The organism is Nocardia sp. CY15 (assembly GCF_009829295.1).
Classification (GTDB): domain Bacteria; phylum Actinomycetota; class Actinomycetes; order Mycobacteriales; family Mycobacteriaceae; genus Nocardia; species Nocardia sputi.
Window position 1 is genome coordinate 1 of sequence record NZ_VUOT01000011.1, and the last position, 13,680, is coordinate 13,680.

Sequence of the window (13,680 nt, forward strand, 5' to 3'; positions counted from 1 at the left end):
GATCGACACCGCCGCCTCGGTCGGACCATACAAGTTGAACAACTCAGTACGCGGGTTCTCCCGCAGGAACCGCTGCGCCACCGAACCCGGCAACGCCTCACCGATCGCCAACACCCGCCACAACGAATCCGGCAAACCAGCGCTCAGCAACGCATCCAGCATCGACGGCACCACATGCAACGTGGTGACCCACTCACGCGCCATCAACTCGTTCAAATACGCCGGATCCCGATGACCATCCGGTGAAGCGATCACCAAACGGCCACCACACACCGCCGCCGACCAGAACTCCCACACCGACAAGTCGAACGTCGCCGCCGTCTTCAACAAGATCGCATCAGCGGCGTCCAGGCCGAATTCGACGTTCTTCCACTGCAACTGGTTCGCGATCGCACCATGCGAAACAGCCACACCCTTCGGACGACCCGTCGAACCGGAAGTGAAGATCACATACGCCGTGTTCTCCGGACGCAACGACCCAACCCGATCAACATCCCTCACCGTGGAAGCGTCCACCTCGGACAAATCCAGCTCATCGATCCGCACCACCGGCGCGACATCGGTCTCGAACTCCGCCTCCGCATTCGACAACACACACACCGGAGCCGCCGTCTCCAGAATGTAACTCGTACGCTCGGCAGCCTGATCCGGATCCACCGGCACATACACACCACCGGACTTCGCCACCGCATACATCGCCACAACCAAATCCACCGAACGACGCAACGCCAACGCCACCCGCGACTCCGGACCCACACCCAACGAAACCAAATGCCGCGCAAGACGATTCACCCGAGCATCGAGCGCGCCGTAGGTGATCGACTCGCCGTCCTCGGTGACGAGCGCGACTTCCTTCGGCCCGGCCGCCACGGTCGCGTCCAGCAAGGAGACCAGCGTGGCGGAGGTGTCCACCGCCTGGTCGGTCGCGTTGCGTGCGGTGAGCAGCTGGACCCGCTCGGTGGCGTCGAGCAGTTCGAGGTCGCCGACCGGGGTGCGCGGCGCGGCGACGATCTCGCCGAGCAGGCGGGTGAACCGGTCGACGAAGCCCTGCACCGTCGCGCGATCGAACAAATCGGTCGCGTAGGTGAAGAACCCGGTGATGCCCTCCGGCACCCCTGCGTCGTCGTAGCGGTCGGTCGCGATCAGGTGCAGGTCGAACTGCGACAGCTCGGTGTCGATGTCCAGGCCGGACACGCTCAGGCCGGGCAGCTCCAGCGCGGACTGCGCCAGGTTCTGGAACGACAGACCCACCTGGAACAGCGGGTGGCGTGCGGTCGAACGCACCGGGTTGAGCATCTCGACCAGGCGCTCGAACGGCACGTCGGCGTTGGCGAACGCCTGGATGTCGATCTCGCGCTGGCGGGCCAGCAGATCGGTGAACGCCTCCCCCGTATCGACCCGGGTACGGAACACCAGGGTGTTGACGAACATGCCGATCAGGTCGTCGAGCGCGGCTTCGCCACGACCCGCCATCGGCGTGCCGATCGCGATGTCGTCGGTGCCGGACAACCGGGCCAGCAGCACCGCCAGCGCGGTGTGCACGACCATGAACAGCGTCGCGCCCTCCGCGCGCGCCAGCTCGATCAGCGCCTGATGGGTCTGCGCGTCCACGCCCAGCTCGACCTTGCCGCCCGCGAAGGACTGCACCGCCGGACGCGGCCGGTCCGAGGGCAGGTCCAGCTGGTCGGGCAGGTCGGCCAGCGCCTGCTTCCAGTAGGCGACCTGCTCGGCGGCCAGCGATTGCGGATCGTCCTCGTCACCGAGCAGTTCACGCTGCCAGATGCTGTAGTCGGCGTACTGGACCTCCAGCGGCGCCCAGTTCGGCGCCTCGCCCGCCGCCCGCGCGGCGTAGGCGATCATCAGGTCCCTGGTCAGCGGGCCGACCGAGGAGCCGTCACCGGAGATGTGGTGCACGACCATGGCCAGCACGTAGTCCACCGACCCGTCCGGCCCGCTCCGCGCGTCCTCTCCGGCGATCTGGAACAGCGCGACCTTCACCGGCACCTCGGTGGTGACGTCGAAGATCGTCGAGGTCAGCGCCACGACGGCGGACTCGATCTGCGACGGCGCGACCACCCGCACCTCCAGCCGCGGCACGGCCTGGGCGGGCGGCAGGATGACCTGCACGGGGCCCGCCTCGGTCTGCGGGTAGACGGTGCGCAGGATCTCGTGCCTGCTCACCAGGTCGGCGATGGCGGCACGCAACGCGGCCACGTCCAGCGCGCCGGACAGCCGCACCGCGATCGGCACGTTGTAGGCGGCCGACTGGGTGTCGAACCGGTTGAGGAACCACATGCGCTGCTGCGCCAGCGACAACGGGATGTGCTCCGGCCGCCGGCCCGCGGTCAGCGCGCGACGACCGCCCATGTCGGCGTGCCGCTCCACCCGTACCGCCAGCGCGGCCACCGTGGACGCCTCGAACAGCAGGCGCACCGGCACCCGGGTGTCGAGCGCCTCGCCCAGCCGGGCGGCGACCTGCGTGGCCAGCAGCGAGTTGCCGCCCCAGGCGAAGAAGTCGTCGTCCAGGCCGAGCCGCTTCGATTCGGCGCCCTCGCGATCGGACAGCCGCAGCACCTCGGCGAAGGTGTTCGCCACGATCTGCTCGATCGGAGTGACCGGCGCGCGGAACACCGCCTTCTCGAAGGTGGGCCGCGGCAGCGCCTTGCGGTCCAGCTTGCCGTTGGCGTTGAGCGGCAACGCGTCCAGCTCGATCACCATCGACGGGACCATGTACGACGGCAGCTCGGCCGCCAGCGCGGACTGCAACGCGCGCTTGTCCAGCGTGCCGGTCCGGGGCACCACATAGGCGACCAGCCGGTCACCGATGTTCGGATCGTTGTGCGCGACGACGGCCGCCGCGCTCACCGCGTCCTGCCGCAACAGCGAGGCCTCGATCTCGCCGAGCTCGATGCGGAAACCGCGGATCTTCACCTGGAAGTCGGTGCGCCCCCGGTAGTCCAGCTCGCCGTTGGCGTTCCAGGCCACCAGGTCGCCGGTGCGGTACATCCGCGCTCCGCCTTCACCCCCGGCGAACGGGTCGGCGACGAATCGTTCGGCGGTCAGCTCGGGACGGCCGAAGTAACCGCGCGCCAGCTGCGCGCCGGCCAGGTACAGCTCGCCCGAGACGCCCACCGGCACCGGCCGCAGTCGGGAATCGAGCACGTAGACCCGGCTGTTCCACTCCGGCGCGCCGATCGACACCGACGCCTCGTCGGCATCGGTGACCAGGTGGCTGGTGATCGACACCGCCGCCTCGGTCGGACCGTAGAGGTTGTGCAGTTCGGCGGCGTTGTGCCTGCGCAACCGCTGGGCGGTCGCGGCGGGCAGCGCCTCGCCGATGGCCAGCACGCGCCGCAGCGAAGCCGACAGGCTGCCACCGGATTCGGTGAGCAGCGCGTCCAGCATGGAGGGCACCACGTGCAGCGTGGTGACGCCGGTGGCGCGCATCAGCTCGTTCAGGTAGGCCGGGTCGCGGTGTCCGTCGGCGGCCGCGATCACCAGGCGGCCACCGGAAACCGCGGCCGACCAGAATTCCCAGACCGAGAGGTCGAACGTCGCCGCCGTCTTCAGCAGCACCGCGTCCTCGGCGCCCAGTTCGAAGACGGATGTCTCCCACTGCAACTGGTTGACGATCGCGGCGTGCGGGACCGCGACGCCCTTCGGCTGGCCGGTAGAGCCGGACGTGAAGATCACGTACGCGGTGTTGGCCGGGGTCAGCGCACCGGTGCGCTCGTCGGCGGTCACCGGATCGGTGGCGTACTCCGCGAGGTCGAGCGCGTCGATCGGCACGACGTCGGCCGCCGCGGTGTGGAAGCCGTCCCTGCCGGTGGTCAGCACGCACACCGGCGCGGCGGTGCCCAGGATGTAGTCGGTCCGCTCGGCGGGCTGGTCCGGATCGATCGGTACGTAGGCAGCGCCGGTCTTGGCGACCGCGTACATCGCGACCACGAGCTCGCTGCTGCGGCGGATCGCCAGCGCGACCCGGTCCTCCGGACCGACGCCGCGGCCGATCAGGTACCGGGCCAGGCGGTTGACCCGCGCGTCCAGCTCGGCGTAGGTCAGCTCCCGGCGACCGGTCGGCTCGTCGGCGACCAGAGCCACAGCCGCCGGGGTCGCGGCCACCGTGGCATCCAGCAACGACGTCAGCGTCGCGGTGCGCGTTGAGCCCGCGGAACGCGCCGCGAGCAGGGGGTCGAGATCGTATTCGGTGGCGTTCCAGGCGGTGAGGATGCGCTCGCTCTCCTCCGCCGCGAGCAGATCGATCTCGCCGACCCGCACCGTGGCGTCGGCCAGCACGGCGTCGAGCACCCGCAGGAACCGGTCGGCGAAGCCCTGCACCGTGCCTTCGTCGAACAAATCGGTGGCGTAACCGAATTCGGTGATGATCTCGGCGGGCGTGCCGTCCTCGGCGTACCGGTCGTACAACGTGACGTGCAGGTCGGTCTTGGCCAGCTGCGAGTCGAAGTCGACCGCGCTGACGGTGAGCCCGGGCAGCTCGAACGTGGTTTCGGCCAGGTTCTGGAACGACAGGCCCACCTGGAACAGCGGGTTGCGCGCGGTCGAGCGCACCGGGTTGAGCACCTCGACGAGGCGCTCGAACGGCACGTCGGCGTTGGCGAACGCCTCCAGGTCGCGTTCCTTGACGTCGCCGAGCAGATCGGCGAAGCGTTCGGCGGGCCGCACCGGGGTGCGGAACACCAGGGTGTTGACGAACATGCCGATCAGATCGTCGAGTTCGCGTTCGCCGCGACCGGCGATCGGGGTGCCGACGGCGATGTCGTCGGTGCCCGACAGCCGCGAGAGCAACACCGCGAGCGCCGCGTGCACCACCATGAACAGCGACGCGTTGTGCGCGCGCGCCAGCTCGTGCAGGCGGGCGTGCCGCCGCGGGTCGATCTCGAAGCGGATCGCTTTGCCCTGGAACGACTGCGCGGGCGGGCGCGGCCGGTCGGCGGGCAGCTCCAGCTGATCGGGCAGGTCGGCCAGCGCCTGCTTCCAGTACGCCACCTGCTGCGCGGCCAGCGATTCCGGATTGTCCTCCGACCCGAGCACCGCACGCTGCCACAGCGCGTAGTCGGCGTACTGGACCGGCAGCGGCTGCCACTGCGGCGCCTCGCCCTGCACGCGCGCCACGTAGGCGGCCATCACGTCCCGGGCCAGCGGCCCCATCGACGAGCCGTCGGCCGCGACGTGGTGCACGGTGAACGCGAGCACGTGCTCGGCTGTGTCCGATCCCGCGCTACTCCCGCCCGCGACGATACGGAACAAGGCAACCGCCAACGGCACCTCGACGGTGACGTCGAAGGTGGTCAGCGCGAAACCGATGACGGCGCCGAGCAGGTCCTCCTCGGTGATGTCGATCGGGGTGAGCGCCGCCGCGGACCGGGCCGCGGGACGGATCACCTGGTGTGGCCCCTCCGCCGAGCGCGGGTAGGTGGTGCGCAGCACCTCGTGGCGGGCGAACACGTCGCCGATGGCTTGTTCCAGCGCGGGCACGTCGAGCGTGCCGGACAGCCGGACGGCCAGCGGGATGTTGTCCACCGCCGAGGTGGCGGTGTCGAACTGGTTGAGGAACCAGTACCGCTGCTGCGCGGGCGAGAGCGGGATGCGCGCCGGGCGCTCCCCTGCCTCCAGGCGCGGCCGGTCCCGGCCGGATCCGGCGTTGTACTCCACCCGGGCCGCCAGCGCCACCACGGTGGACGCCTCGAACAGGTCGCGCACCGCCAGCTTGGTGTCCAGCGCGGCGCCCAGCCGCGCGGTCACCTGCGTGGCCAGCAGCGAGTTGCCGCCCAGCTCGAAGAAGTCGTCGTCCAAGCCGACCCGCGCGACGCCGAGCACGTCGCCGAAGGTGCCCGCCACGATCTCCTCGATCGGGGTGGACGGCGCCCGGAACACCTTGGCCTCGAACACGGGCGCGGGCAGCGCCTTGCGGTCCAGCTTGCCGGAGGCGTTCAGCGGGAACGCCTCCAGCACGACGAACGCCGAGGGCACCATGTAGGCGGGCAGCTCGCCGCCGAGTTCGGAGCGCACGCCTTCGATGTCCACCGAACGGCCCGCGGTCGCGATGACGTACGCGACCAGCTGATCGCCCAGTCGATCGTCCGAGCGCACCACGACCACGGCCTGGGCGATCGAGTCCAGCGCCGTGAGCGCCGACTCGATCTCGCCGAGCTCGATGCGCAGACCGCGCAGCTTCACCTGGAAGTCGGTGCGACCCAGGTATTCCAGCTCACCCTTGTCCGTCCAGGACACCAGGTCGCCGGTGCGGTACATCCGCTCGCCCGGCGCACCGTAGGGGTTGGCGACGAACCGATCCGAGGTCAGATCCGGGCGCGCGACGTAGCCGCGGGCCAGTTGCACACCCGCGAGGTACAGCTCACCCGCGACACCCACCGGCACCGGGTGCAGGCGCGAATCCAGCACGTACACCTGCGTGTTGAACACCGGGGCGCCGATCGGCACCGACACCGTGTCGTCCTCGGTCACCTCGTGATAGGTGACGTCGACCGCGGCCTCGGTCGGGCCGTAGAGGTTGTGCAGACGCGCGCCGGTGAGTTCCTGCATTCGCTGCGCGGTGGCGGCGGGCAGCGCCTCACCGGAGGCGAAGACGTTGCGCAGACTGGTGCATTCGTCGGCGCGTTCCTCGGCGGCCGCGTCAGGCCCGGAGGCGGTAGCTCGCGTGACCACGGAGGGCCCCGCGGCCGCCGCATCCAGCACAGCGGCCGCGTCAGGCCCGGAGGCGGTAGCTCGCGTGACCACGGAGGGCCCCGCGGCCGCCGCATCCAGCACAGCGGCCGCGTCAGGCCCGGAGGCGGTAGCTCGCGTGACCACGGAGGGCCCCGCGGCCGCCGCATCCAGCACAGCTACGAACACCGACAGCATGGACGGCACGAAGTGCGCCGTGGTGACCTGCTCGTCGGTGATGACCTGCACGAGGTAGGCCGGGTCGCGATGGCCGTCCGGCTTTGCGACCACAAGCCGCGCGCCGACCTGCAACGGCCAGAAGAACTCCCACACCGACACGTCGAACGTGGCCGGAGTCTTCTGCAACACCACGTCGGTGTCGTCCAGGCCGTACTCGTCCTGCATCCACACCAGACGGTTGACGATCGCGGCGTGCGAGACGGCCACGCCCTTCGGGCGGCCGGTCGAACCGGAGGTGAAGATGACGTACGCGGTGTTCGACGGACGCAGCGGCCCGAGGCGATCCGCGTCGGTCAGCGGCTCGTCGGAGTAGCCCGCGAGGAAAACCCGATCGATCTCGATCGCCTGGGTCGACCCCGCGTCGAACTCGTCGTGCGAAGTAGTGAGCACGCACACCGGGTGAGCGGTGTCGAGCACGTAGCGGGTGCGGTCGGCCGGGTGGTCGGGATCCAGCGGCACGTACGCGCCACCGGCGACGCTCACCGCGTACATGCCGACCACCAGATCGATCGAACGGCGCATGCCGAGCGCGACCATCGAGTCCGGGCCGACGCCCAGTGAGATCAGATGGCGTGCGAGGCGGTTGACCCTGGCGGCGAACTCGGCGTAGGACAGACTCGTCCCCTCGAACGTCACCGCGGTCGCGTCCGGTGTCCGCGCGAGCTGCGCGGCGAACATCGATACCAGCGTGGCGGCCGGGTCGACCGGATGCGCGGTGTCGTTCCACCGCTCGAGCACTTCGGTGCGCTCGACGCTGTCGAGCAGCTCGACGTCGCCGACGGCCACCGACGCGTCCGCGGCGATCGCGCTCAGCATCCGCACCAGGCGCTGGGCCACGCCCGCGATGGTGTCGGCGTCGAACATGTCGGTGGCGTAGAGGAACTCGGCGGTCATGCCGTCGGCCGCGCCCGCGGCGTCGAACCGGTCGGCGAGGTTGAGATGCAGGTCGAACTTGGCGGTCACCACGTCCAGCGGCACACCGGCCACTTCCAGGCCGGGCAGCTCGAAGGTGGCCTCACCGGTGTTCTGGAACGACAGCATCACCTGGAAGAGCGGATGCCGCGCCTGCGAACGCGCCGGGTTCAGGATCTCCACCAGCCGCTCGAACGGCAGGTCCGCGTGCGCGAACGCCGCGAGATCGCTGTCCTTGGTGCGGGCGAGCAATTCGGTGAACGGTATCGCCGGATCCACCGCGCTGCGCAGCACCAGGGTGTTGACGAACATGCCGATGGCGTCGTCGAGCAGCGCCTCACCACGGCCCGCGACCGCGGTGCCGATGGCGATGTCGTCGCTGCCGGACAGCCGCGCCAGCAGCGCGGCGAACGCCGCGTGCACGACCATGAACAGGCTGGCGCCGTTCGCGCGGGCCAGCGCGTTCAACTCGCGCAGCAGCGGCGCGTCGAGCGAGAACTCGTACACGTCACCGCGATTGGACGCCACGGCCGGGCGCGAGCGGTCCGAGGGCAGATCGAGCTGATCGGGCAGGCCGGCCAGGGTCTGCGACCAGAAGGCCACCTGCTGCGCGATCAGCGACTCCGGATCACTCTCCGAGCCGAGCGTCTCACGCTGCCACAGCGCGTAATCGGCGTACTGCACCTGCAATGGTGCCCAGGCGGGCGCCTCGCCGCGCGAACGCGCCGAGTAGGCCACCATCACGTCGCGCGCCAGCGGACGCACCGACCAGCCGTCACCGGAGATGTGGTGCACCACGAACACCAGCACGTGGGTGTCGAGCTGCGAGCCGTCCATCGAGCCCGCGATGCGGAACAGCTGGGCGCGCACCGGGACCTCGGCGGTGACGTCGAAGCCGGCCAGCACCAGTTCGCTGATCCGTTCGGAGATCTCGGCCTCGGATACCTCGATGGGGGTGAGGTCGATGTCGCTGTGCCCGGCGGGCAGCACCACCTGCACACCCTGGCCGTCGGCGGTCTCCGGGTAGACGGTGCGCAGCACCTCGTGCCGGTCGACCACGTCGGCGACGGCCTGGCGCAGCGCCTCGGTGTCCAGGGTTCCGGTGAGCCGGACCGCGAGCGGGATGTTGTTCACCGCGGTCTGGTTGTCGAAGCGGTTCAGGAACCACATCCGCTGCTGGGACAGCGACAGCGGGATCTTCGACGGACGCGGGCCCGCGACCAGCTCGCGGCGACGTCCGCTGCCCTGCTGCGTTTCGGCCCGGGCGGCCAGCGCGGCCACGGTCGGCGCCTCGAACAGCACGCGGACCGGGATCCTGGTGTCCAACGCCGCGCCGAGGCGGGCTACCACCTGGGTGGCGATCAGCGAGTTGCCGCCCAGGTCGAAGAAGTCGTCGTCCAAGCCGACGGGGCGTTCGTCCGCACCGGCCGTCAGGCCGAGTACTTCGGCGAAGACCTCGGCGACGATCTGCTCGACCGGGGTCGAGGGAGCACGGAACTCGCGTGCCTCGAATACCGGATCAGGCAACGCACGCCGATCCAACTTGCCGTTCGGGTTCAACGGCATAGCCTCGAGCACCACGATCGCCGCGGGCACCATGTAGGACGGCAGACGCGCGGCCAAGTGCGCACGCAGCGCCTCGACATCCACCGTCGCACCGCCCGCGGGAACCACGTAGCCGACCAGCTGGTCGCCCGTGCGCGCGTCGGAGCGCACCACCGCCACCGACTGCGCGACCGATTCGTGGGCGGTGAGCGCGGACTCGATCTCACCCAGCTCGATGCGCAAACCACGCAACTTCACCTGGAAATCGGTGCGGCCCAGGTATTCGATAGCACCAGTAGCGTCCCGGGCGACCAGGTCACCCGTGCGGTACATCCGCGCACCGGGCTCGCCGTACGGGTTGGCCACGAAACGATCCGCGGTCAGATCCGCGCGCCCGAAATAACCACGCGCCAGCTGATCACCCGCGAGATACAACTCACCCGCGACGTTCGCCGGCACCGGATGCAGGCGCGCGTCCAGCACGTAGGCCTGCGCATTCCACACCGGCAAACCGATCGGCACCGCACCATCCACCTGCTCGGCCACCCGGCCGTGCGTGGCATGCACAGTGAACTCCGTCGGACCGTACAAGTTGAACAGCGCGGCATCGCTCACCCGCCGGATAGCGACCACCGCATCAGCGGTCAACGCCTCACCGGCGACAAACAAAATCCGCAACGAAGCCAGCGCGTCCGCCTCCGCCGGGTCGATAGAACCCGCGAAAACCGTCAGCATCGACGGCACGAACGAGGTCATCGTCACCCGCTGCGCCGCGATCACCTCAGCCAGATACTGCGGGTCACGGTGCCCATCCGGGCTCGCCACCACGATCCGGCCCCCGGTGCTCAGCGGACCGAACAACTCCCACACCGACACATCGAAGGTGGCGGGCGTCTTGAACAACACGACGTCCTCGACACCGATGCCGTACTCGCCGGTAATCCAACGAATCTGGTTCACAACCGCCGCATGCGGCACCGCCACACCCTTCGGGCGGCCGGTAGAACCAGAAGTGAAGATCACATACGCCGGATGCTGCGGACGCAGCGGCGCGATCCGCTCGGCATCGGTGACCGGCGCGTCCGAGTAACCGGACAGGTCCAGCTCATCAATGCTCAGCGTGGCGCGGCCCGCCCCGTCGAACCCATCAGCCGCAGTGGTCAGCACGCAGACCGGGTCAGCCGAATCCAGCACATACTGCACACGGTCAGCGGGCTGATCCAGATCCAACGGCACATAACCGCCCCCCGCGACATGCACCGCATACGCCGCCACAACCAAATCCACCGACCGGCGCATACCCAAAGCCACCAACGACTCCGGGCCCACACCCGCCTCGATCAAACGACGCGCCAACCGCCGCACACGAGCAGCCAAATCCGCATACGTCAACGACACACCAGCGGCAGGATCCACCACCGCAACCACATCCGGCGTCGCCGCGGCCTGCGCAGCGAACAACTCGACCAACGTGGTCGCCGGGCCGAGATCGCGGGCGGTGTCATTCCAGCCACGCAACGCCTGCACGGTCTCGCCCTCATCCAGCAGCGCGATGTCGCCGATGGGCCGGTCCGGCTCGGCGGCGACCGCCTTCAGCAATCGGCCGAACCGCACGCCGAACTCCGCCATGGTGGCCGGGTCGAACAGGTCGGTGGCGTAGATCAGCTCGGCGGTGATGCCCGCAGCCTCGGCGGCGTCGCGTTCGGACAGCACCAGTTGCAGGTCGAACTTGGCGACGTCGATCGGCAGGTCGACACCGCTCACCGTCAGGCCGGGCAGCTCGAGGCTGTTCTGGCCGGTGTTCTGGAATGCCAGCATCACCTGGAACAGCGGGTTGCGCGCCTGCGAACGCGCCGGATTCAGGATCTCCACCAGCCGCTCGAACGGCAGATCCGCGTGTCCGAAGGCCGCGATGTCGGTCGCGCGCACCGAACGCAGCAGTTCGGTGAACGTCGCACCGCTCTGGATCGGGGTCCGCAGCACCAGGGTGTTGACGAACATGCCGATCAGGTCGTCGAGCGCGCGCTCGCCGCGTCCCGCGATCGGGGTGCCGATCGCGATGTCGTCCTCGCCGGACAGGCGCGACAGCAGCACCGCCAGCGCGGTATGCGCGACCATGAACAGCGTCGCGCCCCTGGTGCGGGCGAGTTCGGTGAGCTGGGCGTGGGTCTCGGCGTCGATCTCGAAGACGTGCGTCGCGCCGCGTCCGGAGGCGACGGCGGGTCGAGGCCGGTCGGCGGGCAGGTCCAGTTGCTCGGGCAGCCCGCGCAGCGTGTCCGACCAGAACGAGATCTGCTCGGAGATCACCGATTTCGGGTCGCCCTCGGCGCCGAGCACCTGGCGCTGCCACAGCGCGAAGTCCGCGTACTGGACCTCGAGCGGACGCCAGGCGGGCTCGCCGCCGTCGACGCGGGCGCCGTAGGCGGTCATCACGTCGCGGGTCAGCGGGCCCATGGAGAAGCCGTCGGCCGAGATGTGGTGCACCACCAGGGCGAGCACGTGCTCGGTGGGGCTGATTTCGAACAGCCGGGCGCGGAAGGGCACCTCGGCGGTGACGTCGAAGGCCGTGCCGATCAGCCGCGCGAGTTGCTCGGGCAGTTCGGTTTCGGTGACGTCGATCGGCGTCAGATCCGGGATCACGTTGGCGGTGGCCACGGTCTGCTGGTAGGCGGTGCCGTCCACCTCGGGGTAGAACGTGCGCAGTGACTCGTGCCTGGCCAGCACGTCGGCGACGGCGATCTGCAACGCCTGCCGGTCGAGCAGGCCCGACAGCCGCACCGCGGCAGGGATGTTGTCCACCGCCGAGTCTGGGTCGAATCGGTTGAGGAACCACATGCGCTGCTGGGCCAGCGACAGCGGGACCAGCTCGGGCCGCTGCTGCGGCACCAGCGCCGCTCGGCCGCCCGCGCCCGCCCTGGTCTCCGCGCGCGCCGCGAGAGCGACCACGGTGGAGGCCTCGAACAGCTCGCGCACGCCGAGGTCGGTGTCCAGCGCGGCAGACAGCCGGGCGGCGACCTGGGTGGCGGACAGTGAGTTGCCGCCGAGAGCGAAGAAGTCGTCGTCCAGACCGACCCGCTCCAAGCCGAGCACGTCGGCGAAGGTGGCGGCGACGATCTCCTCGACCGGCGTGGTCGGGGCGCGGAACACCGCGGCCTCGAACACCGGGGCGGGCAGCGCCTTGCGGTCCAGTTTGCCGGAGGCGTTCAGCGGGAACGCCTCGAGCACGAGCACGACCGAGGGCACCATGTACGCGGGCAGTTGCCGCGCCAGGTCCTCGCGGACCAGGTCGGTTTCCAGGGCAGCGTCCGGCGCGGGGATGACGTAGGCGACGAGCTGGTCGCCCGCGTGCGCGTCGGAGCGCACGACCACGACGGCTTGGGCGACTTCGTCCAGACCCGTCAGCGCCGACTCGATCTCACCCAACTCGATACGCAGACCACGCAACTTCACTTGGAAGTCGGTGCGGCCGAGGTATTCCAGCTCACCGTGCTCGGTCCACGCCACGAGATCGCCCGTGCGGTACATCCGCGCACCGGGCTCCCCGAACGGGTTGGCCACGAAACGATCGCTGGTCAGGTCCGGTCGCGCGACGTAACCACGCGCGAGCTGGATACCGGCGAGATAGAGCTCTCCCGCGACACCCACCGGCACCGGGCGCAACCGCCCATCCAGCACCAACACCTGTGTGTTGAACACCGGAGCGCCGATCGGCACCGTCTCGGTGTCGGCGTCCACGACTTCGTGGAAGGTGACGTCGACCGCGGCCTCGGTCGGACCGTAGAGATTGTGCAGGGCAGCGCCGGTCAGCTCGCGCATCCGATGCGCGGGCTTGGGCGGCAACGCCTCACCCGAAGCGAACACCAAGCGCAGCGAATCACACTGTGCCGCAGCGGCATCCGCGACGAACACAGCCAGCATCGACGGCACGAAGTGCGTGACGCTCACCCGCTCCGCGCTGATGACCTCGGCGAGGTAGGCCGGGTCGCGGTGCCCCTCGGGCTTCGCGACGACCAGGCGAGCGCCGATCTGCAACGGCCAGAAGAACTCCCACACCGACACATCGAACGTCGCGGGCGTCTTCTGCAACACCACGTCATCGGCGGTCAGCTGATAGGCGGTCTGCATCCAGACGAGGCGGTTGACGATCGCCGCGTGCGAGACGGCGACACCCTTCGGACGACCCGTCGAACCCGATGTGAAGATCACATACGCGGTGTTCGACGGACGCAGCGGAGCACGACGATCGGCGTCGGTCACCGGGGCCTCCGACAGACCCTTCAGATCGAGGAGGTCGATACG

Annotated in this window: 1 protein-coding gene (only partly in view); it reads right to left on the reverse strand. The window is 69.6% G+C overall.

The genetic code is table 11. From position 1 onward, the window contains the following. Window positions 1-13,680, reverse strand: part of the annotated coding region (locus GVY39_RS15260; protein ID WP_159989320.1) for a non-ribosomal peptide synthase/polyketide synthase (this coding region is incomplete at its 3' end). 22,677 nt of the annotated region lie beyond the right edge of the window; 13,680 of its 36,357 annotated nt are in view.